Annotated in this window: 24 protein-coding genes and 1 pseudogene; 13 read left to right on the plus strand and 12 right to left on the minus strand. The window is 62.5% G+C overall.

Annotated features, from left to right (window positions below; translation table 11 throughout):
- Positions 1–7 precede the first annotated feature (7 nt).
- Entirely contained in the window at positions 8–361 is a 354-nt protein-coding gene (locus tag BFQ03_RS07385) for a hypothetical protein (protein WP_065942772.1), read from the plus strand.
- Here the strand turns inward: BFQ03_RS07385 and trxA are convergent.
- The 5 genes from trxA to BFQ03_RS07405 form a co-directional block, all read right to left on the minus strand.
- Complete coding sequence (gene trxA / locus BFQ03_RS07390; RefSeq protein ID WP_065942773.1) at positions 358–1,230, minus strand: thioredoxin; 873 nt, start codon at positions 1,228–1,230, stop codon at positions 358–360. The genes BFQ03_RS07385 and trxA overlap by 4 nt on opposite strands.
- 72 nt (positions 1,231–1,302) lie before the next feature.
- Positions 1,303–2,304 carry an Abi family protein gene (locus tag BFQ03_RS07395; RefSeq protein ID WP_065942774.1) on the minus strand — a complete coding sequence of 334 codons (1,002 nt, stop codon included), beginning with the start codon at positions 2,302–2,304 and terminating at the stop codon, positions 1,303–1,305.
- Complete coding sequence (locus BFQ03_RS30195) at positions 2,301–2,465, minus strand: hypothetical protein (RefSeq protein WP_175403882.1); 165 nt, start codon at positions 2,463–2,465, stop codon at positions 2,301–2,303. Before BFQ03_RS30195 ends, BFQ03_RS07395 begins: the two co-directional genes overlap by 4 nt.
- A 102-nt stretch (positions 2,466–2,567) precedes the next feature.
- Positions 2,568–3,221 (minus strand): class I SAM-dependent methyltransferase, encoded by a 654-nt coding sequence (locus BFQ03_RS07400; protein ID WP_065942775.1) that lies wholly within the window; start codon positions 3,219–3,221, stop codon positions 2,568–2,570.
- Positions 3,218–3,673, minus strand: coding sequence for a YbaY family lipoprotein (locus BFQ03_RS07405; RefSeq protein ID WP_032861635.1), 456 nt, complete (start codon positions 3,671–3,673; stop codon positions 3,218–3,220). Before BFQ03_RS07405 ends, BFQ03_RS07400 begins: the two co-directional genes overlap by 4 nt.
- A 139-nt stretch (positions 3,674–3,812) precedes the next feature.
- Between BFQ03_RS07405 and nrdR the strand changes: the two genes are divergently transcribed.
- The 11 genes from nrdR (at position 3,813) to BFQ03_RS07460 (ending at position 12,157) form a co-directional block, all read left to right on the plus strand.
- Positions 3,813–4,277 carry a transcriptional regulator NrdR gene (nrdR, locus tag BFQ03_RS07410; RefSeq protein ID WP_029299433.1) on the plus strand — a complete coding sequence of 155 codons (465 nt, stop codon included), beginning with the start codon at positions 3,813–3,815 and terminating at the stop codon, positions 4,275–4,277.
- Positions 4,274–5,410: a bifunctional diaminohydroxyphosphoribosylaminopyrimidine deaminase/5-amino-6-(5-phosphoribosylamino)uracil reductase RibD gene (ribD, locus tag BFQ03_RS07415; protein ID WP_032861638.1), complete on the plus strand. Its 1,137-nt coding sequence runs from the start codon at positions 4,274–4,276 to the stop codon at positions 5,408–5,410. Before nrdR ends, ribD begins: the two co-directional genes overlap by 4 nt.
- 48 nt (positions 5,411–5,458) lie before the next feature.
- Positions 5,459–6,121, plus strand: coding sequence for a riboflavin synthase (locus tag BFQ03_RS07420; protein ID WP_032861639.1), 663 nt, complete (start codon positions 5,459–5,461; stop codon positions 6,119–6,121).
- Between the two features lie 15 nt (positions 6,122–6,136).
- Entirely contained in the window at positions 6,137–7,228 is a 1,092-nt protein-coding gene (ribBA, locus tag BFQ03_RS07425; protein WP_032861641.1) for a bifunctional 3,4-dihydroxy-2-butanone-4-phosphate synthase/GTP cyclohydrolase II, read from the plus strand.
- A gap of 90 nt (positions 7,229–7,318) precedes the next feature.
- The gene (gene ribE, locus BFQ03_RS07430) at positions 7,319–7,795 is read left to right on the plus strand and encodes a 6,7-dimethyl-8-ribityllumazine synthase (protein ID WP_003176356.1); all 477 of its coding nucleotides are present in this window, start codon (positions 7,319–7,321) and stop codon (positions 7,793–7,795) included.
- The gene (gene nusB, locus BFQ03_RS07435; protein WP_032861642.1) at positions 7,792–8,292 is read left to right on the plus strand and encodes a transcription antitermination factor NusB; all 501 of its coding nucleotides are present in this window, start codon (positions 7,792–7,794) and stop codon (positions 8,290–8,292) included. The genes ribE and nusB overlap by 4 nt, the downstream gene beginning before the upstream one ends.
- Positions 8,293–8,310: 18 nt before the next feature.
- Positions 8,311–9,276, plus strand: a complete 966-nt coding sequence (thiL, locus tag BFQ03_RS07440; RefSeq protein WP_032861643.1) for a thiamine-phosphate kinase — start codon at positions 8,311–8,313, stop codon at positions 9,274–9,276.
- 66 nt (positions 9,277–9,342) lie between these two features.
- Positions 9,343–10,071 carry a substrate-binding periplasmic protein gene (locus BFQ03_RS07445; protein ID WP_065942776.1) on the plus strand — a complete coding sequence of 243 codons (729 nt, stop codon included), beginning with the start codon at positions 9,343–9,345 and terminating at the stop codon, positions 10,069–10,071.
- Positions 10,072–10,326: 255 nt separating this feature from the next.
- Positions 10,327–10,944 carry a GTP cyclohydrolase II gene (gene ribA / locus BFQ03_RS07450; RefSeq protein WP_032861645.1) on the plus strand — a complete coding sequence of 206 codons (618 nt, stop codon included), beginning with the start codon at positions 10,327–10,329 and terminating at the stop codon, positions 10,942–10,944.
- Positions 10,941–11,360, plus strand: a complete 420-nt coding sequence (locus tag BFQ03_RS07455) for a hypothetical protein (RefSeq protein WP_032861647.1) — start codon at positions 10,941–10,943, stop codon at positions 11,358–11,360. Before ribA ends, BFQ03_RS07455 begins: the two co-directional genes overlap by 4 nt.
- Complete coding sequence (locus tag BFQ03_RS07460; RefSeq protein ID WP_065942777.1) at positions 11,360–12,157, plus strand: cobalamin-binding protein; 798 nt, start codon at positions 11,360–11,362, stop codon at positions 12,155–12,157. Before BFQ03_RS07455 ends, BFQ03_RS07460 begins: the two co-directional genes overlap by 1 nt.
- A gap of 46 nt (positions 12,158–12,203) precedes the next feature.
- Here the strand turns inward: BFQ03_RS07460 and BFQ03_RS07465 are convergent, their stop codons facing one another.
- The 7 genes and pseudogenes from BFQ03_RS07465 to BFQ03_RS07495 form a co-directional block, all read right to left on the minus strand.
- The gene (locus BFQ03_RS07465; RefSeq protein WP_065942778.1) at positions 12,204–14,105 is read right to left on the minus strand and encodes a TonB-dependent receptor domain-containing protein; all 1,902 of its coding nucleotides are present in this window, start codon (positions 14,103–14,105) and stop codon (positions 12,204–12,206) included.
- 138 nt (positions 14,106–14,243) lie between these two features.
- Positions 14,244–16,142: a 1-deoxy-D-xylulose-5-phosphate synthase gene (gene dxs, locus BFQ03_RS07470; protein ID WP_032861650.1), complete on the minus strand. Its 1,899-nt coding sequence runs from the start codon at positions 16,140–16,142 to the stop codon at positions 14,244–14,246.
- 110 nt (positions 16,143–16,252) lie between these two features.
- Positions 16,253–17,140 (minus strand): (2E,6E)-farnesyl diphosphate synthase, encoded by an 888-nt coding sequence (ispA, locus tag BFQ03_RS07475; protein ID WP_032861652.1) that lies wholly within the window; start codon positions 17,138–17,140, stop codon positions 16,253–16,255.
- The gene (locus tag BFQ03_RS07480; RefSeq protein ID WP_032861653.1) at positions 17,137–17,379 is read right to left on the minus strand and encodes an exodeoxyribonuclease VII small subunit; all 243 of its coding nucleotides are present in this window, start codon (positions 17,377–17,379) and stop codon (positions 17,137–17,139) included. Before BFQ03_RS07480 ends, ispA begins: the two co-directional genes overlap by 4 nt.
- Before the next feature lie 113 nt (positions 17,380–17,492).
- Entirely contained in the window at positions 17,493–17,891 is a 399-nt protein-coding gene (locus BFQ03_RS07485; RefSeq protein ID WP_065942779.1) for a MerR family transcriptional regulator, read from the minus strand.
- Positions 17,878–18,473, minus strand: a pseudogene (locus BFQ03_RS07490) (NAD(P)H-dependent oxidoreductase). The gene BFQ03_RS07485 and the pseudogene BFQ03_RS07490 overlap by 14 nt, the downstream one beginning before the upstream one ends.
- Positions 18,474–18,565: 92 nt before the next feature.
- Positions 18,566–19,585, minus strand: a complete 1,020-nt coding sequence (locus BFQ03_RS07495; RefSeq protein ID WP_032861656.1) for an AraC family transcriptional regulator GliR — start codon at positions 19,583–19,585, stop codon at positions 18,566–18,568.
- Positions 19,586–19,814: 229 nt separating this feature from the next.
- On the opposite strand from BFQ03_RS07495, the gene BFQ03_RS07500 reads away from it, so the two are divergent.
- The gene (locus BFQ03_RS07500; protein ID WP_065942780.1) at positions 19,815–21,410 is read left to right on the plus strand and encodes an FAD-binding oxidoreductase; all 1,596 of its coding nucleotides are present in this window, start codon (positions 19,815–19,817) and stop codon (positions 21,408–21,410) included.

Consider the following 21,410-nt stretch of genomic DNA (forward strand, 5'->3'; position numbering starts at 1 on the left):
ACGAGCAATGATGCGAATTCGTGGAACCATCGGCGAGTTGCCCGTGGACTTGACCCTGGAATTGGACGCGAGCGATTGGGCGCGGCTGGGCGCGCACCTGCAGGCGGTGGCGCCGGCGACGGACGAAGTGCCTGCCGCCCCGGCACCGGTCAATCAGGACGCTGACCTGTGGCAGGCCGCCCAGGACCTGCTGCGCGAGGCCGGGCAACTGAGCGGCCTGGAGTTGTCGGATCGCCTGGAAGGGCTGGCCGGCAACGCCCAGGCGGGCAAGCGCCTGTTGGTGCGCTTGCGTCACAGTGCCAAGGTGAAGGTGTCCAGCGGCGGGGATACGCCGCAGTACAGTTGGATCGGCAGCGATTAGTACAGCGCAGCGAACAACTTGCGGCGATAGACCGTGACCAGCGGGTGGTCATTGCCGAGCAGTTCGAACACTTGCAGCAACGTCTTGTGTGGCAGGCCTTCGCTGTAGCTGCGGTTGCGGATAAACAACTTCAGCAAGCCTTCCAGCGCCGCGTCGTATTGCTGGCGGGCCAATTGCTGCACGGCCAACTGATACGCGGCGTCATCATCCTGCGGGTTTTGCGCCAGGCGGGCCTTGAGGTCAGCGGTATCAGGCAGGTCAGCCGCCTGGCGCAGGAACGTGATCTGCGCCTTGGCGCCGGCGAGGGCTGCCTTGTGCGCGTCGCTCTTGACCGCATCGAGCACGGTCTGCGCTTCACCCAGTTCGCCACGCTCGGCCAGGCAGCGAGCGTAGAGGATCAACGCTGCGGCGTTGGTGTTGTCTTCACCGAGCAAGGCCACCAGTACGGCTTCGGCCTCACTGATACGCCCCTCGGCAAACAGCGCCTGGGCCAGCTCCAGCGGGTCTTCGTCGGCGGGTGGTGGCAACTGCACATGGGGTTCCAGCAGCGCCCGGATCTCAGACTCCGGTTTCGCCCCGGCAAACCCATCCACCGGCTGGCCATCCTTGAACAGCACCACGGTCGGCAGGCTGCGAATGCCAAAGCGCGCAACGATATCCTGCTCGGCTTCGCAATCGACCTTGGCCAGCAGCAGTTCGCCCTGGTAACTCTCGGCAATCTGCGCCAGCAACGGCATCAACGCCTTGCACGGCGCACACCAGTCGGCCCAGAAATCCACCAGCACGGGTTTGTGGAACGAATTCTCGATGACTGCCTGATCGAAGGTGGCGGTGGTGACATCGAAAATGTACGGCGTGGGCTCACTCATGGTGGTTCTCAATGACGCGTGGGATGGGGCAACTATAAAGACTGGCGGTCTCTATCGGAAGCCGCGCAAGGGTCAAGCGCGAGATACATGCCAAAAAGGGTCCTGATACCAGTCACGAAGGAACCCCATCGCTTTTAGGTTGAGGTTGGGAAAGTCGCTGATCAGGTGATAAAGGTGCTGGTCCCAGCGAGTACGGGGGCTGACCTGATACATCAGGTGGTTAAGTATGCAAAGTGTCGGAAAAATGCGGGTATGGGATCCTGGCTGGAGGAGATGCTTTGGCCACGGGAAATTGGCTTTCCTGGGTAATTCGGGGCGAATGCCCAGTTGCCGATTCCACATCCGTGAGTGATGGGCGCACATATTTCGAACAGTGGTCAACGTGTGAAGCCAGGACTGCATCAGTGGTGCGGGCAGTCCCAAGCGCCTGGCAATGGCTTTTTTATCCGCGTCCCTGGCCAGGCCTTTGTAGCGATGAGAGAGGTCACCCAGCGTCAACTCTTCCAGCATGGCCCAGCTCGGCATGAGAGATGGGTGATCGTAGGTAATTGGATAGTGGCGCGCGTAGCTTTCTTTGGCTCTTTGACGTTTGAGATGGTCTTTTCGATTGCTGTCTGTGTGCAGTCGGTCGATGCGCAGGTATTCGCGTTCGTAGTCGCGTGCTGCCACAGACTGTTTGGTGTGTAGCGTTGCAAGCAGGCGCTGGTGGTCAAATGTCGGGTGAAAAGTCTGGCCGTCGATGTACCAATGGCTACCGTAGGTGGGGCCCATGTGATTACTGATGACTGCACGTGAGGCGATCTCGACCCGCTCAATAGCATCCATAACCAATAAGCGAAGACGTCGGTCGAAATCGTAGAGTCGTGCCAGTTGGTGAAAATGGGTGCCAGCATGGAAGTGGTGGTCGATATCTTCCGGTTGTTGGAAGGGCCGCATATAGGGGCTTAATCGAAAGAAACTGACCGACTGCAGGAAGCACCGAGCGCCTGTTTCATCGTCAATTATCAAGCCCCGCGACTTGAGCAGTTCCAGCTGGGCCGGGACGTCAATGGCAGGCTTGTCGAACGCCTTCATGCCGGAAAATCACCAGGCATAAAAAACCCGCACAATTTGTGCTTGGTCGCTGGTGCAACCAGAGGCATGGCGGGTGTATTGCCAAGCAGGTTATGCAACTGCCCAGGTTTTTGCAACGCCTTTGCAGAGGCGCCGACCAGCGAAACCAGGAGGAAATGCATGCCGATCGATCGTCCAGGCCGCGTGCAGGAGGGCGGTATTTTCCATGCCCTTGCGGCCGCTGTCTTAGCCACTCTATTGCTGAAGATTTGTAACTAAGGTGCCTAGCGCCGCGAATGGTACAGGCTCACCTTGCGAAACTCCCAAGGCTCCGCCAGGTCCGGCAGGGTCAGCGCTTCCAGGATCCCCAGCCGCTGGTAGTCCGGATGCTGGAAGTCGCGCACCCGCGAATCGGCGACCAACGCTTCTCGCCCGCGCGTGAGGAATTGATCCAGCAGCGGCAGGTTCGCCCGGTCGTACAGCACATCCGCCACCAGGATCAGGTCGAAACGATCGGCCTCGGCAAAGAAGTCCGCCGAATACCCCAGCGTCACGCCATTGAGTTGAGCATTCGCCCGGCAGGCTCCGAGTGCCAGCGGGTCGAGGTCGCAGGCCACCACTTCCAGGGCACCGGCCTTGGCGGCGGCAATCCCCGCAACGCCGGAACCGGCGCCGAAATCCAGCACGCGCTTGCCCGCCACCCATTGCGGGTTGGCCGCCAGGTAGCGGGCCAGTGCCAGGCCGCTGGCCCAGCAGAAACTCCAATAGGGCGGCTCATGCAGGATGCGCCGGGTTTCCTCGGGGCTGAAGGCGCGGTCCATGTTGTCGGCGTCCAGCAGCCACAACGCCAGGTCGGTGCCGGGCAACGGGCAGGGCACCAGTTGTGCGTCGCCGATCAGTTCGCCCAAGGCCCGTTGCAGGTCCAGCGGTGGCGTCATGGTGCGCGGACGAGTTGCAAGGGCCCGGTGGTCTGGGTGATCGGCTGCTGGATGCGCACCGCCGGCAGATGCAGGATCAACTGCCCGGACTGGCTGGCACGGCCACGCAGCTCAACACGGGCGCCGGTCGGGAAGGCTTGTGGGTTGAAGCGCAGGCGGAAGTCCAACGGCTTGTTGTTGCCGATCAGCACACTGCTGGCCAGCAATTGTTGCGGGCGGCTGCGCTCGTCGATCACCAGCAGCGCGAGCTCGACTTCGGCGCCGGCCGGCACGCCATTGAGGGTGCCGCTGACTTCACGCTGATAGGCGGGCAGTGGCCCGAGAGGCTCCTGGCCGGGGATTTTTTTCTCTTGTTGTGGCGTGGGTTGCGGTGCGGCCGGTTTTGGCGCTTCGCTGCTGCAGGCGACCAGAAAACTGAAAAGAGTGAGTAAAACCAGCGGTCGTAACGGCATGTACGGCTCCAAAAAGGGCAAAAATCCGTGAACTAAACATAAGAAACATAATAGTCAGCCTATATACCGTAAAGGCTATGGCTTGTCTTGCCACGGGGATGCGCTACCATGGCCCTCCCTTTTTTTGTTGCCTGCCACCATGCACTGTCCCTTCTGCGGTGCCAACGACACCAAGGTCATTGACTCGCGTCTGGTCGCCGAGGGCGATCAAGTGCGTCGCCGGCGTGAATGCCTGGCCTGCGGTGAACGTTTCACCACCTTCGAAACCGCCGAACTGGTACTGCCACGCCTGATCAAGTCCGACGGCAGCCGCCAGCCTTTCGACGAAGACAAACTGCGCGCCGGTATGCAGCGTGCCCTGGAAAAACGCCCGGTGAGTGTCGAGCGCCTGGAAGCGGCGCTGGTGCATATCAAGCACAAGCTGCGGGCGACCGGCGAGCGCGAGGTCAAGAGCCTGGTGGTGGGAGAACTGGTGATGGGCGAGCTGCAAAAGCTCGACGAAGTTGCCTACATTCGTTTCGCCTCGGTGTACCGACGCTTCCAGGACCTCAACGAGTTCCGCGAAGAGATCGACCGCCTGGCCCGTGAGCCGGTCAAAGAATGAACCCACCTTCTGCAGAACAGGCTGTGCTCGACGCCCATTACATGGCCCGCGCCCTCGAATTGGCGCGCAAGGGCCTGTACACCACCCACCCCAACCCACGGGTCGGCTGTGTGATTGTGCGTGATGGGCAGATTGTCGGCGAAGGCTGGCACGAACGTACCGGCGAACCCCATGCCGAGCCCAATGCCTTGCGCGCCGCTGGCGATAAAGCCCGGGGTGCCACGGTGTACGTGACCCTTGAACCGTGCAGCCATTATGGTCATACGCCACCCTGCGCCGATGCGCTGGTGACAGCCGGTGTGGCACGGGTGGTCGCGGGCATGCAGGACCCGAACCCGGAAGTGGCCGGGCGTGGCATGCAGCGCCTGGCCCAGGCCGGGATCGAGGTGCTTAGCGGCGTACTGGAAAGCCAGGCGCGTGCGCTGAACCCCGGGTTCCTCAAGCGCATGGAGCACGGCCTGCCGTTTGTGCGGGTCAAGTTGGCGATGAGCCTGGATGGGCGCACCGCGATGGCCAGTGGTGAGAGCCAGTGGATCACCGGCCCTGCCGCCCGTGCCGCCGTGCAGCGCCTGCGGGCCGAGGCCAGTGTGGTGCTGACCGGCGCCGATACCGTGCTGGCCGATGGTGCGCGCCTGACCGTGCGCGCCGCCGAGCTGGGCCTGGATCCGCAAACCACCGCTTTGGCGATGTCGCGCCCACCGCTGCGCGTGCTGATCGATGGCCGCCTGCGGGTGCCGCTCAACGCCCCGTTCTTCAAGGCCGGCCCGGCGCTGGTCATCACCTGCGTGACCCCGGAAAACCAGTTCCCCCGTGGCCCCGAATGCCTGGTGGTACCGGGCGTCGATGGCCAGGTCGACCTGCGCTCGGCGCTGGTGGCCCTGGCGGCCCGTGGCGTCAACGAGGTGCTGGTGGAGGCCGGGCCAAGCCTGGCGGGCGCGTTTGCCCAGCAGGGGCTGGTGGACGAATACGTGATTTTCGTCGCCGGCAAGTTCCTGGGCTCCGCCGCTCGGCCTTTGCTGGACTGGCCGCTTGAGAAACTGGCCGACGCCCCCCAACTCAAGATCACTGAAATGCGCGCTGTAGGCGACGACTGGCGAGTCACTGCCATCCCTGTGCCAGCAGCGAGCGTATAATTCTGACCGGGTGCCCCAGGCGCCCGCACCGTTTTCCAGGAGAAGGCCATGTTCACCGGCATTATCGAATCCATCGGCAGCATCCGCGCCATGACCCCCAAAGGCGGCGACGTGCGCCTGTTGGTTGAAACCGGCAAGCTCGACCTCGGCGACGTCAAGCTGGGCGACAGCATCGCCGTCAGCGGCGTGTGCCTGACCGTCATCGAACTGCCGGGCAATGGCTTTGCCGCCGACGTCAGCCGGGAAACCCTGGACTGCACGGCGATGAATGATCTTGCGGCCGGCAGCCCGGTCAACCTGGAAAAAGCCCTGACCCCGACCACCCGCCTGGGCGGCCACCTGGTCAGCGGCCATGTCGACGGCGTCGGCGAAGTAGTGGCACGCAGCGAAAACGCGCGGGCCGTGGAATTTCGCATCCGGGCACCGAAAGAACTGGCCAAGTACATCGCCCACAAAGGCTCGATCACCGTCGACGGCACCAGCCTGACCGTGAACGCCGTGAATGGCGCCGAATTCGAACTGACCATCATTCCCCACACCCTCAGCGAAACCATCATGGCCTCGTACCAGCCGGGTCGCCGGGTGAACCTGGAAGTGGACTTGCTTGCCCGTTACCTGGAGCGCCTGTTGCTGGGCGATAAGGCCGCAGAGCCTGCAGCCGGTAACATCACCGAAAGTTTTCTGGCCGCTAACGGCTACCTGAAATCCTGACCAAGGGGGTGCCGCGTGGCGCTCAATAGCATCGAAGAACTGGTTGAAGACATCCGCCAAGGCAAGATGGTCATCCTGATGGATGACGAAGACCGCGAGAACGAAGGCGACCTGATCATGGCCGCCGAGTTGTGCCAGCCGGAACATATCAACTTCATGGCCAAGCACGCCCGTGGCCTGATCTGCATGCCCATGAGCCGCGAGCGCTGCGAACTGCTCAAGCTGCCGCTGATGGCGCCGCGCAATGGTTCGGGTTTTGGCACCAAGTTCACCGTCTCGATTGAAGCGACCACCGGTGTGACCACCGGTATCTCCGCCGCCGACCGCGCCCGCACCGTGCAAGCCGCTGCCGCCAAAGACGCCAAGGCCGAAGATATCGTCAGCCCTGGGCATATCTTCCCGCTGATGGCCCAGCCTGGCGGCACCCTGGCCCGTGCCGGCCACACCGAAGCTGCCTGCGACCTGGCGCGCATGGCCGGGTTCGAGCCGAGCGGGGTGATCTGCGAAGTGATGAACGACGATGGCACCATGGCCCGTCGCGCTGAACTGGAAGCCTTTGCCGCTGAACACAACATCAAGATCGGCACCATTGCCGACCTGATTCACTACCGGATGATCCACGAACGTACCGTTCAGCGGATTGCCGAGCAGCCGCTGGACAGCGAACTGGGGCATTTCAACCTGGTGACCTACCGTGATTCGGTGGAAGGCGACGTGCACATGGCGCTGACCCTGGGCAACATCTGCGCCGAAGAGCCGACCCTGGTGCGTGTGCATAACATGGACCCGTTGCGCGACCTGCTGATGGTCAAGCAGCCGGGCCGCTGGAGCTTGCGAGCCGCCATGGCCGCGGTTTCCGAGGCGGGTAGCGGTGTCGTACTGTTGCTGGGTAACCCGGTGGATGGCGATGTACTGCTGGCGCATATCCGCGAAAGCGCTGACCAGGTGCCGGTGAAAAAACCGACCACCTACAGCATCGTCGGTGCCGGCTCGCAGATCCTGCGTGACCTGGGCGTGCGCAAAATGCGCCTGATGAGTGCGCCCATGAAATTTAATGCGATATCCGGTTTCGACCTGGAAGTAGTAGAATACGTGCCCTCCGAATAAAGGCCGACGATTGTCGCGTCTTGTTCGCGGTTCAAATATCACTAAGGGGCGCGTCATATACGCGTCCCGGCTCTTTAAGAGATTTGTCGAATGACCCTGAAGACCATCGAAGGTACCTTCATCGCCCCCAAAGGCCGCTACGCCCTGGTGGTTGGCCGCTTCAACAGCTTCGTGGTTGAAAGCCTGGTAAGCGGTGCCGTGGACGCCCTGGTTCGCCACGGTGTGAGCGAAAGCGATATCACGATTATCCGTGCCCCTGGCGCCTTCGAAATTCCACTGGTTGCGCAGAAAGTTGCCCAGCAAGGCGAATACGCAGCAATCATCGCCCTGGGCGCAGTCATTCGTGGCGGTACTCCGCACTTCGAATACGTGGCTGGCGAGTGCACCAAGGGCCTGGCCCAGGTGTCCATGGAGTTCGGCGTGCCAGTGGCCTTTGGCGTACTGACCGTTGATTCCATCGAACAAGCCATCGAGCGTTCCGGCACCAAGGCCGGCAACAAAGGCGCTGAAGCTGCCCTGTCCGCCCTGGAAATGGTCAGCCTGCTGTCGCAGTTGGAGGCCAAGTGATTTCCGACGAGAGCGATCGTTTCAACCCACGCGAGCCACGTCCTGCGGACGCCGGCAAGCCATCGAAGAACGAAAAGCGCCGCGCTGCCCGTCAGTTGGCGACCCAGGCGTTGTATCAGCGTCAGATGGCGGGTACTTCGCTGAACGAAATCGAAGCGCAGTTCCGTGTCGACAACGACTTTACCTTCGCCGACCTGCCGTACTTCCACGACATCCTGCACGGCGTGCACGCCAACCTGGGCGAGATCGACACGGCCCTGGCACCTTGCCTGGACCTGACCCTCGAAGAGCTGGACCCGGTTGAACTGTGCGTGATGCGCCTGTCCACCTGGGAGCTGCTCAAGCGCGTCGACGTGCCGTATCGCGTTGTGATCAACGAAGGTATCGAACTGGCGAAAGTCTACGGTTCGACCGACGGTCACAAGTTCGTCAACGGCGTGCTCGACAAGCTGGCCCCGCGCCTGCGTGAAGCCGAAGTGAAGGCGTACAAGCGCTAACCTGCGCTTGACTCCCTGATGGGCGAGTTCGAGCTGATCCGCACCTACTTCGCCGCCGCGCCCTGTGCGCAAGGCGGCGAAGGCATTGCCCTGGGGATCGGCGACGACTGCGCCCTGCTGGCGGTTCCCCCAGGGGAGCAACTGGCGATCTCTACTGATACATTGGTGGCCGGCGTGCATTTTGCCGACCCCTGCGATCCGTTCCTGCTCGGCCAGCGCTCGCTGGCGGTGGCAGTCAGCGACTTGGCAGCCATGGGCGCCAACCCCCTCGCGTTTACCCTTGCGCTTACCACACCGACGGTTTCGGCCGATTGGTTGCAGCGCTATGCCCAGGGTTTGAACGCCATGGCCCAGCGCTGTGGCGTGGGCCTGGTGGGCGGTGATACCACCCGTGGGCCGCTGAGCCTGACCGTCACCGTGTTTGGCCGTGTCCCGGCGGGCCAGGCGCTGACCCGCAGCGGTGCGCAGCCGGGCGACTTGCTGTGTGTGGGTGGCGACTTGGGCAATGCCGCCGGCGCCTTGCCGTTGGTATTGGGGCAGCGCAGCGCTGACGCGGTTATCGCCCAGCCGCTGCTGGCACATTACTGGTCGCCGCAACCGCAGTTGGCCTTGGGCCTGGCGTTGCGTGGCAAGGCTACGTCAGCATTGGATATCTCCGACGGCCTGCTGGCTGATTGCGGGCATATCGCCAAGGCTTCTGCCGTGCGGCTGGTGATTGAGTGGCAACGGCTGCCGCTGTCTGTAGCGCTGCTGGCCTTCCTGGGCGATGACGGGGCCCATACAGCCGCCTTGAGTGGTGGCGACGATTACGTGCTGGCCTTCACCTTGCCACCCGGCGAACTGGCGCCGTTGCTGGCCGACGGTTGGCCGGTCCATGTGGTTGGGCGCGTGGAGGCGGGGTCGGGCGTGGCATTGCTTGATGCCGCCGGGCAGGACATCACCCCGGCCGTTGGTGGCTATCAGCATTTTCGTCAGGCACCGTGACGTGGTGACCTACGCTACCCTTTGCTAGGTTGTGAAAAAGATGGGCTTTCACAGGAGGTCGTCATCATGGATGTACGTCGCTGGCTGCTGATCCTGCTGTGTATCGTTGCGTCTTCAGTGCGGGCTGATGAGATGCAGGTCGTGCCTGGGCCGATTCGCCTGGTCAGTGAAACCTGGAACGACTACACCAACGCCGATGGCAGTGGCTTGGGCTGGGACCTGATGCGCGAAATTTTCGAGCCGGCCGGGATCAAGGTCAAGATCCGCAGCGTGCCCTACACCCGTTCGGTCGGCCTGGTCCGGCGTGGCGAAGCGGACGCCTGGGTCGGTTCCTATCGGGATGAAACCGAAGGCGTGTTATACGCGCGCAGGCACTATGACTCTGATCACATCTACGCCCTGGGACTTGCGAGCAGCCAGGCGCCGACCCTGGCGACCCTGGGCAATTACCGTTTGGCCTGGGTACGCGGCTACAAGTACGAGGAATACCTGCCCAATATTCACCGTTTCAACCAGATCGAGCGCCGCAGCGGGATTTTACCGATGCTCCAGCAAGGGCGGGCAGACTTCTATATCGACGCCTTGACCGAGGTAAAACACGTGGTTGGCCAAGCGTCTGATCCGTCGGTGTTCAAGCTCACCCATGTGGCCGAGCTGCCATTGTTCCTGGGGTTTGCTGACAACGAGCGGGGCAGGGCGCTGCTGGCGCTGTTTGACCAGCGCATGGAGGTCCTGGTGAAAAGCGGCGAGTTGAAGCCGATCTTCGAACGTTGGCACCAGCCCTATCCGTTCTGACCAGCATGCCTTTATGTAGGAGCGAGCTTGCTCGCGAAGAACCAGAGAACACCGCGATTATCCTGCATGCACGCGTTATCGTTGACGTCCTTCGCGAGCAAGCTCGCTCCTACATCAAAAGATGAGCATTCATAGAACCAAGGCAAAGGCCAATCGAACCTATTGATCTTTATCAGCGATAATTCAGCTTAAGCGTCTGTAGGAACGTGCTGTTACAATGCCTGCCTCTGTGAAATCTGAAATCAGGAGCACACGGTGCCCGTCGTTTTCGTTGCTGCTTCCAAGCTGCCTACCCCTTTTGCCACGTTCACCATGCATGGCTTTCTTGAAAAAGCCTCCGGGCGCGAACATGTCGTGCTCAGCCTGGGTGATGTGGCCGATGGTGCTCCGGTCCTGGGCCGACTGCACTCCGAGTGCCTGACCGGCGACGCATTGTTCAGCCAGCGCTGCGACTGCGGTTCGCAACTGGAAGCCGCCTTGCAAGCCATCGCCCGTGAAGGCCGTGGCGTGTTGCTGTATCTGCGTCAGGAAGGCCGTGGCATTGGCCTGCTGAACAAGATTCGCGCCTACGAACTGCAAGACGGCGGCGCCGATACCGTGGAAGCCAACGAGCGCCTGGGCTTTGCCGCCGATCAGCGCGACTACGCCATCTGCCTGCCGATGCTTGAGCATCTGGGTGTGCAGTCCCTGCGCCTGATGACCAACAATCCGCGCAAGGTCAAGGCCATGACCGACATGGGCATCACCGTCGCCGAGCGCGTGCCGCTGCACACCGGGCATAACCCGCACAACAAACTCTACCTGGCGACCAAGGCCAGCAAGCTCGACCACATGATGGGCAACGAGCATCAGGGCGAGGTCGACCGGGCGTGACGCGCGGCCAGGTCAAGCGGCGGCTGTCCTTCAGTTGGTGGCAGTACCTGGCGCTGGCGTTGCTGCCGTTGTTCGTGATCAACCTGGTATTTGGCCAGGGTGAGCCGCTGTTGCCGGTGCTGGCGATGCCGTTCTTTATCGCCGGTGTCGCCTCGATGTTTGCCAGCCTGCGTTACTTCCATGCCTACAAACATGCGTTGATCGCCACCTCCAAGGCCCTCGATACACCTGAAGAGCCGACCGCCTGGATCACCCTTGCAGCCCGTCGACGCACGGCATTGCTGGTCGCGGCGTTTCCGGCCTGGGTCGGTGCGCTGGCGGTGTTCGTCGGTCTGGAAGCGGTGCCGCTGTTTCTCCTGGCCTTGTCGACCCTGGTGCTGTTCTACCTCTACCGCATTCCGCGTCAGCTCGGTTGATGCGTCGCTGGCTGGTGGTTCTGCTGCTGGCCGCCAGCGCGTCGGCAACGGCGGTCGAGCGGGTGGTCAGCCTCGCGCCTTCCTTGTCTGAAATCGTCGTTGAGCTGGGTGCTGCCGATCTGTTGGTGGGCGTACTCGACGGCGGCGAACGACCTGAAGCACTGCGCAACGTGCCTTCGGTGGGGCGCTATGGGCAGTTGGATCTGGAGCGACTGCTCAGCCTGCAGCCGGACTTGCTGCTGCTCTGGCCCGGCAGCGTCGGCCCCGCCCAGCGCGAGCAACTCAAACGCCTGAACATCCCGATCTACGTTGCCGAGCCCCATAGCCTTGAACAACTGAGCAGTCAGGTGGAGGCCATCGCCGGGCAGTTGGGCCGTGCCGATGCCGGTCGCCAATTGGCCGCGCAACTGCGCCAACGCTTGGCTGCGTTGCGCCAGCGCTATCACCGCAGCGAGCCGTTGAGGGTGTTCTATCAGGTGTGGAATCAGCCGCTGTACACCGTGGGCGGTGGGCAGATCATCAGCGATGCGTTAAGTGTGTGCGGCGCACGCAATGTGTTTGATGACCTCAAGTTGCCAGCGCCACAGGTCAGCATCGAGTCGGTGTTGCAGCGTGATCCCGAGGTGATCCTGGCGGCGGATCAAGCGCAGTTGCAGGACTGGAAGGCTTGGCCGCAAGTGGCGGCGGTGGCGCAAGGGCGTTTGCTGATCGTGCCGGATAAAGGGCTGGAGCGGCCCAGTGGGCAAATGGTGGAGGCGGTGGCGAGGTTGTGTCAGGTGATTGAGCCGAACCGCTAAAACCGCTATCGCTGGCTTGCCTGCGATGGCGTCGCCCCAGACAACTTTAGAGCTGCGGTGTCCATGTCACGCCAACCATCCACGTCCGGCCCTCTTCCCGATACGGTTGGTTATTCTGGAAGCCCGGATCGTCATAGCTGTACCACGCCCGTGTATAGCGGCGGTCCAGTAGGTTATCCACCTTCAGCGACAACGCCACTTCCCGATTCAGCGCCCAGCCACTGCGCAATCCCACCAGGTAATAGCCTGGGAGCCGGTTCTTGTTGTCCTCGGCGTCGTAGCTGCTGCTGATTGCCTGCCAACTGGCGCCCAGGCTCAACTGATCGAACTGCCGATCCAGGTCCAGGTTCAAGGTGCGCCGGGCACGGCGGGCGAGGGTGTGGCCGCTGTTGCGGTCGCGTGGGTCGATGATCGACAGGCCGAGGTTGCCCTGCCAGCCGAACAGCTCCTGTTTGAGTGCGGCTTCGAAGCCGTTGATGCGGGCGGTGGCGACGTTTTGTGGCTTGCCGCTGGCGTCGAGGATGATCGCGTCTCTCAGATCAGTGCGGTACAACGAGGCTTCCAGCTGCGTGCTATCACTGAGCTGGCTGCGCCATTGCAGTTCGTAGCTTTTCGAGGTTTCGGGCTGTAGGTCAGGGTTGCTGTACTTAGTGTCGGGGTAGTACAGATCATTGAACGTCGGCGCACGAAACCCTTCGCTGTAGCTGAACAGCACGTCGTTGTTGGGGTTGACCGGCAAGGTCAGCGTGCCGCTCCAACTGTTCTGCCCGCCGAACTGCTGGTTCTGGTCGCGGCGCAGCCCCAGTTCGGTGGAAAACCACTCGCCCTTGAATCGATGCTGGATAAATGCGGCGCGGTTCCAGCGGCTGTTTTCGTTGTACGTAGTGCTGCCGTGAAAACGGTCTTCATACCAATCGCCGCCGAGGATCAGGCTGTTTTGCTGGTCGAGTGTCAGGTCGTTCTGCCAGTTGATCGAGTCGCGGTAGGTGTTGAACACGCTGAAGTCAGCGCTGAGCTTGTCACGTTTGGTGTCGCGGTTTTCGCTGTGGCCCAGCTCTACACGGCTCTGCCACGCATCGTTGAGTTGAGCGTCGATGTAGGCGCTGGCGCTGCTGACGGTGTAGTCGGTATAGGGCTTCTGGCCAACACTTTGCCCGGTGGCGAAATCATAGCGACCAAAGCTGTTGTCATATTCAGACCTGCCACGGCTATCCAGCAGGTTGAACCCCATCTCCAATTCATCACTGAACCTATGACTGAGGTTCAGGCTCAGCGACTTGTTGCGATAGGCATCATGATCGCGATCGCTGGGGAAGGAGGCGTGGCTCCAGTCGATACCGGCGGTTTCATCCAGGCTCGCGCCCAGGTTGAAGCGCGTGCGCTCATCGCCGCCCGACAGGCCCAGGCTGCGCTCCCAGGTGTGGTTGCTGCCAAAGCCCAGTTTCAGGCGCGGTTGCAGGCCTTGCCCAGCATTGCGACGGGTAAATACCTGAATCACCCCACCGATGGCGTCACTGCCGTAAATCACCGAGCGCGATCCGCGTAGCACTTCCACCCGTTCAATCTGATCGACATTCAGGTATTGCAGGCCGCTGTCGCCGGACGTGGTATTGGCAATGCGCTGGCCATCCACCAGCACCAGGCTTTGCGCCGACTTGGTGCCGCGCATGAAAATCCCCGGCAAACTGCCTCGGCCACCGGTCCGCGCCACTTGCACGCCGGGCACGCGGCTGAGCAGGTCGGTGAGGCTGGAGGGTTGTAGGCGGTCGATATCGTCGCGGGTGAAGACCGTGTTGGCGGCGCTGCTGTCATTGCGCGCCTGGACCTGGCGGTTGGCGCTGATCACCACATCGGGGAGCTTCAGGGCGTCATCGCGTTCAAAGCTGTCGGCCAGCAGGTCGGTGGCGGGGAGCAGCAGCAGGGATAGGGCAAGGCGAAGGCTGCTCATGGGCTGTCCATAGCGTTGGAAGTTGACACAGTACCCATGTGGGAGCGGGCTTGCTCGCGAATGCGGTATGTCAGTATCAAATGTGCTGACTGATACACCGCATTCGCGAGCAAGCCCGCTCCCACATTTTGCTCAGTGTTACAGGCCCAGCAGTGTCATGCGCGCACGCACCGCAGCCTCAATCCCCGCTTCATCCAGCCCACACTCGGCCAGCATCTGCGCCGGCTTGGCGTGTTCGACATAAATGTCCGGCAAACCCAGGTGCAGCACCGACTTGAGGATATTCTCCCGCGCCAGGAACTCGCTGACCGCCGCACCGGCGCCGCCCATGATGGCGTTTTCTTCAACGGTTACCAGCAACTCATGGCTGCTGGCGATTTCGCGCACCAGGGCTTCGTCCAGAGGTTTGACGAAACGCATGTCGATCACCGTGGCGTCGATGTTCTGCGCCACTTTCAGGGCTTCGGCCAGTTGCACGCCGAACACCAGGAATGCGGTCTTGCTGCCCTGGCGACGGACGATGCCCTTGCCGATCTCGATCGGTTCCAGGTCTTTCTCGATCACCGCATTCGGGCCATTGCCACGGGGGTAGCGTACCGCTGCCGGGCCGTTGTACAGGTGCCCGGTGCTGAGCATCTTGCGCAGCTCGTTCTCGTCGCTCGGGGTCATCACCAGCATGCCGGGGATGCAGCGCAAGTACGACAGGTCGTAGCTGCCAGCGTGGGTCGGGCCGTCTTCGCCGACCAGACCGGCGCGGTCGATGGCGAACAGCACGTCGAGGTTCTGCACCGCCACATCGTGAATAAGCTGGTCATAACCGCGTTGCAGGAACGTGGAGTAGATCGCCACCACCGGCTTGGCGCCTTCGCAGGCCATGCCGGCAGCAAAGGTCACCGCGTGTTGCTCGGCAATCGCCACATCGAAGTAACGCAGCGGGAAACGCTCGCTGAACGCCACCAGGTCGGAGCCTTCCTTCATCGCCGGGGTAATGCCTACCAGGCGCGGGTCGGCGGCGGCCATGTCGCATAGCCATTCGCCAAACACACCGGAGTACTTCGGCCCGCTGGCCTTTTTGGGTGCCGCCACGGGCGCGTCCAGCGGTTCGAGCTTGGTGATGGCGTGGTAACCAATCGGGTCGACTTCCGCCGGGGCGAAGCCTTTGCCTTTCTTGGTGACGATATGCAGGAACTGCGGGCCCTTGAGGTCACGCATGTTGCGCAGGGTGGCGATCAGGGTCGGCAGGTCGTGGCCGTCGATCGGGCCGATATAGTTCCAGCCCAATTCTTCGAACAGGGTGCCGGGGACCAGCATGCCCTTGGCGTACTCTTCGGTACGGCGGGCAATTTCCCACGCGCCTGGCAGGCGCGACAGCACTTTCTTGCTGCCTTCGCGCATGCTGGCGTAGGTACGGCTGGACAGAATCTTTGCCAGGTAATTGGACAGGCCGCCGACATTGCGCGAGATCGACATGTCGTTGTCGTTGAGGATCACCAGCATATTGGCATCCACTTCCGGCGCATGGTTCAACGCTTCGAACGCCATGCCGGCTGTCAGCGCGCCATCACCGATCACGGCAATTGCCTTGCGATCGCTGTTTTGCAGGCGGGCGGCAATCGCCATGCCCAGGGCTGCGCTGATCGAGGTGCTGGAATGGCCGACGCCAAAGGTGTCGTACTCGCTCTCGGCGCGGCGCGGGAAGGCGGCAATGCCATCCTTCTGGCGCAAAGTGGCCATGCGCTCGCGGCGTCCGGTGAGGATTTTATGCGGATACGCCTGGTGCCCCACGTCCCACACCAGCCGGTCGTCCGGGGTGTCGAATACGTAATGCAACGCGATGGTCAGCTCGATGACGCCCAGGCCTGCACCAAAATGCCCACCGGTCTGGCCGACCGTGTAGAGCAATTCCAGGCGCAACTCATCGGCCAGGGTTTCCAGCTCGGCTTCACCCAGGCGGCGCAAGCCGGCCGGCGTGTTGGCACGGTCCAGCAGAGGCGTGGTCGGGCGCTTGCGGGGAATCTCTTGAAACGTCGTGGGCATCAGGCGAATCGTTATAGGTATAGAAGAGGCGGCAGTTTACCTCAAGCATTGCAAACTGCCCACGCAGAGCACCGAACTTGGCTGATAGGCGGCCGTAATGACCGCTGTAATCAGTGGCGACGTTCGACGATATACCGCGCCAGGTCGCGTAGCGGCGCGGCTGCCGCGTCGAATGGTCGCAGGGCGTCCAGGGCCTGGTCACGCAGTTCCAGGGCATAGGCCTTGGCGGCTTCCAGCCCAAGCAACGACGGATAGGTCGGTTTGTCCCGGGCAATATCGGCGCCCTGGCGCTTGCCGAGGGTCGCGGTATCGCTTTCTACGTCGAGAATATCGTCCTGCACCTGGAACGCCAGGCCGATGGCCCGGGCATACACCTGCAAGGCGGCCAACTGCGCCGCTTCGGCGCGGCCACTGGCCAGGGCGCCGAGGTGTACAGCTGCCTCGATCAGCGCGCCGGTCTTGTGCCGGTGCATATATTCCAGGGCTTGCTGGTCCAGCTTGAGGCCGACCGAACCCAAGTCAATCGCCTGGCCCCCGACCATACCCGCCGGGCCCGCTGCCGTGGCCAACGCGGTGACCATGCGCAAACGGATCTGGGCATTGACGTCGCTCAAGCGTGGGTCGAGCAAGGCGCTGAACGCCAGGCTTTGCAGGCCGTCACCGGCGAGGATCGCACAGGCTTCGTCAAAGGCCTTGTGGGTGGTGGGCTGGCCGCGACGCAGATCGTCATCGTCCATCGCTGGCAAATCGTCGTGTACCAGCGAGTAGGCGTGAATCAACTCCACTGCACACGCCGCGCCATTGGCTTGCGCGGCGTCCACACCCAGCGCCTCACAGGCCGCGTAGGCGAGCAACGGCCGCACACGCTTGCCACCGTTCATCACGCTGTAGCGCATGGCTTCATACAGACGCTTGAGTTCGGGGCTTGGCGCCACAAACAGCGGCTCCAGCGCAGCATTGACCCGGGCCTGGCTGCTGGCCTGATAAACGTCGATCATTGCGGTTGTTCCGCGTCGAAAGGTTCTTCGGCCAACTCCCCATCCCGCTCCAGCAACACTTGGACCTTCTGCTCCGCCTGCGCCAGCGCGCTCTGGCAATCGCGAGTCAGGCCAATGCCTTGCTCGAATGCCGTCAACGAGTCTTCCAGCGACAACTCGCCGTTCTCCAGCCGCTCGACCAGGGTTTGCAGATCGGCGAGGGATTGTTCGAAATCGAGTGCAACTTTTTTGCGGGCCATGGCGGCTATTCCGGTTGACGGTAAACGGGCGCGACACTAGCAGATAGGGGGGGGAGGGGCAAATAAGGGGCGCTTGAGCACGCCCTGCAAAACCAATGAGGCGACCTGCTGAACTAGGTGTTGAGGGCGGTGCCCGTTTCCACCAACCGCGCAAATGGGCACTGGCCCTGGGCCTGCTCCAGGCTGCCCTCAAACGCCACCAGCCCGGCATGCACCTGTTGCAGGGCTGTAATCTGCGTCATCAATTCGACCTTTTTTTGCGCAATCGCCTGGTTGGCGCGCTGCCATGGCAGCTCGTCGCCACGGTGTCCGTGCAAAATCCCCTGCAACTCCTTGAGCTTGAAGCCCAACAGCTGCGCACACTTGATAAACGTCAGCAGCTCAACGCTCTGCGCCGAGTACACCCGATACCGCCCCTCGCGTTGCGGGGGCGGCAGCAGGCCGATGTCCTCGTAGTGACGAATCGCCTTGATTGTCGTGCCTGACAACTGCGCGGCTTTACCGATGTACATGCAGATCCTTTCCTAAAAGAGTGTGCCGGCCTTCTTCAGCCACTTGTCGCGCTGCGCCGCCGTAGAGCCCAGTAGCGGGCCGAACATCACTGTCTTGATCGGCTTGATGCCACAAAACTCAAGGGTGGTCTTACGCATCTGGTGGATGCCGGGCATGTGGTAGAACCAGCGGTAATACCACGCGGGTGTGTCCATGGTCACCAGCAGGTGGGCGGTTCGGCCTTTCAAGAGCTTGTCGGGGAACGCCTTGCCCTTGCGGTATTTGAAGGCGAAGCCGGCGAGGAAAATCCGCTCGATAAACCCCTTCAACAAGGCCGGAACGCCGCCCCACCAGATAGGGAAGACGAACGTCAGATGTGTCGCCCAGAGTATGTCGGATTGGGCGCCGAGCAAGTCGGGCTCCAGGGGTTGGGCCTGGTGATAGGCGTGGTGCAGGATCGGGTCGAAAACCAGCTCGCCAAGGCGCAGGATGCGGACTTCATGGCCGGCGGCCTTGGCCGATTGGAGGTAGGTCTCGGCGAGTGCCGAGCAGAAGCTGGTGCTGGAGGAGTGGCCGAGGATGACCAGGATGCGCTGAACCACGGGGAAAGCCCTGAGGGAAATGATGCCCAGCGTAGGGTCTGCCATATAGGGGAGAGTCAAGGGCAATGGCTTTCTAGTCGGCGGTGGTGGCCTCAGCTCCCACGGTGAGTCTGCCGATACTCGCCCGGCGGCACACCGGTGCGGCTCTTGAAGGTGCGGTGGAACGAGCGCGGCTCGGTGAAACCCAGGTATTGGGCGATGTCCTGGATCGGCAGGTCGCTGTGCAGCAGGTAGTGCTCGGCCAGTTCCTGGCGCAGGTCGTCGAGGATCTGCTGGTAGGACGTACCGGCCTGTTGCAACTGGCGCTGCAAGGTGCGCACCGACATGGCGAACTGCTCGGCCACCTGTTCCTTGCGCGGCAGGCCTTCCTTGAGCAACTGGCGCAGGGCGTTCTTCACCCGTAGCGCCAGGGTCGAATCGTCCAGCGAGGCCATCAGGGCCAGGGCATGTTCCTCCAGGGTGCGCAGCAATTGCGCATCGGCCTGGCGCAGGGGCGTTTGCAGGTAACTCAACGGCGCCACCAAGGCCGAGCAGGGTTGCTCGAATAACACCGGGCAACCGAAGAAGTCCTCGTATTGGCTCAGTTGCGCGCCTTCCGGCAACGGGTGTTCGAGCAGCACCTGGCTGGGCGACAGTTCGGTGTCGGCGATCCAGCGTGCATACACCAGCCAGGACGCCAGCACGTTCTCGACCATATGCCGACGGATCCGTGGCTGCTGGTGGCGGCAGTTCCAAATCAGCCGCACTTGCTCACCGACCATCTCCGCGCGGCTGGTGCCCATGTCACCCACCAGCTTTTCGAACGGCATGATGCGGTTCATCGCCTCGCCCAGGGTGGCGCAGTTCATGGTGATGTAACCCAGCACGCTCCACGAGTTGGGCAACACGAACCGTGCCGAATTGAGCCCGAACAACAGGTCCCCGGAATGTTCGCAGAAATACTCCAGCAGGCGTTCGTGGGCTTCCACGGGCAGGCGCAGGCTGTTGTCGTCCAGTTGGCCGGCCGTGATCCCGGCCGCCGCCAGGGCGGGGGCGGTCGCCACGCCAAGGTGTTCGGCATGGCGCAGGTATTTCAGCAGAGGAGGGACTGAGGTCGAGCCGAGTGTCTGCATGATTGGGTTCCTGGCGGGGGTGTTGCCGGCGGCATTACCTTGCGCGCTTCGATGGCTGGCAAGGTAATTTGAAACCGTGGCTAAAGTAAATGCTCCCGTGGCGACATCGGGTAATGGGCCGATTGACCCAATTGGCTACTCCATTTGTCCTGATGCGACCGTGACAGCTTGCGCCGGCTGATTAGTATGGGTGGACTGAAAATCACACGATCTGCTGGGAGAAACAGGCATGCGACGCTGGAACGGCTGGGGCGAAGAAACCACGCAGATGGAGATGCCGGCCCATGGGGCGGCGTTTTTACGCGAGCGATTGGGCGACGGGCACACCCTGCCTGACGCCAGCCTGGACAGCGCCCTGGCCCGGGTTCCCGCCTCGCGCCTGGCGCCCCATCGGCTTTACAGCATCGAACCCCGGGACCGCCTGATGCATGCCCGAGGCCAGAGCCTGCCAGACTGGCTGGCCTTGCGTGAAGGTGCGCTGGGTCAGTATCCGGATGCGGTGGCCCTGCCGGAAAGTGTCGAGCAGATCCGCCAGTTGCTGGCCCTGGCCGACAGTGCTGACCTGTGCCTGATTCCCTATGGTGGTGGCACCTCGGTGGCCGGGCATATCAACCCGCCGGCGTCCTTGCGCCCGGTGCTGACGGTGTCCCTGGCACACATGGGCCGCCTGCTCGACCTGGACGAGCAAAGCCTGATCGCCACCTTCGGCCCTGGCGCCAGTGGCCCCCAGGTGGAGAGCCAGTTGCGGGCCAAAGGCTACACTCTGGGGCACTTTCCGCAGTCTTGGGAACTGTCGACCCTGGGTGGCTGGGTGGCCAGCCGCTCCAGCGGCCAGCAATCGCTGCGCTACGGGCGGATCGAGCAACTGTTCGCCGGTGGCACCCTGGAGACGTTCGCCGGGCCGCTGGAGATCCCGATCTTCCCGGCTTCGGCCGCCGGCCCCGACCTGCGGGAAGTGGTGCTGGGCAGTGAAGGGCGCTTCGGCATCATTTCCGAGGTCAAGGTGCGGGTCAGTGCGCTGCCCGAGGATGAGCGCTTCTATGGCGTGTTCCTGCCGGACTGGCCCCGTGCCCTACAGGCTATCCGGCAATTGGTGCAGGCACGGGTGCCGCTGTCGATGCTGCGCCTGTCCAATGCCATGGAAACCCAGACCCAACTGGCGCTGGCCGGCCACCCCAACCAAATCGCCTGGCTGGAACGCTACCTGGCGCTACGCGGGGCTGGCGAGGGCAAATGCCTGCTGACCTTCGGGGTCACCGGCAATCGTCGGCAGAATGCCCTGTCGTTGCGCCAGGCGCGCCAGCATCTGAAGGCCTTTGGCGGCGTGTTCACCGGCACCCTGCTGGGCAAGAAATGGCAACAGAACCGCTTTCGCTTCCCCTACCTGCGGGAGAACCTCTGGCAGGCCGGCTACGTGGTCGACACCCTGGAGACCGCGACCGACTGGTGCCATGTCGATGGCTTGCTGCACGCTATCGAGGCCAGCTTGCGGGACTGCCTGGCGGCCGAGGGCGAGCGGGTCCATGTGTTCACCCATCTATCCCATGTCTATGGCGAAGGGTCGAGCATCTACACCAGCTATGTGTTCCGCCCGGCGGCGGATTACCCGGCCACCCTCGAACGCTGGAAGGCCCTGAAGCAGGCGGCCAGCCGCACTATCGTCGAAAACCACGGCACCATCAGCCACCAGCATGGCGTGGGCAAGGACCACGCGCCCTACCTGCCGAGGGAGAAAGGCGAATTGGCGATGGCTGCGCTGCACAGCCTGAGCCGGCATTTTGATCCGGCCGGGCGCCTCAACCCCGGCACGCTGCTGGAAGACTAG

The organism is Pseudomonas sp. 25 R 14, from assembly GCF_900004755.1.
Lineage (GTDB): Bacteria > Pseudomonadota > Gammaproteobacteria > Pseudomonadales > Pseudomonadaceae > Aquipseudomonas > Aquipseudomonas brenneri.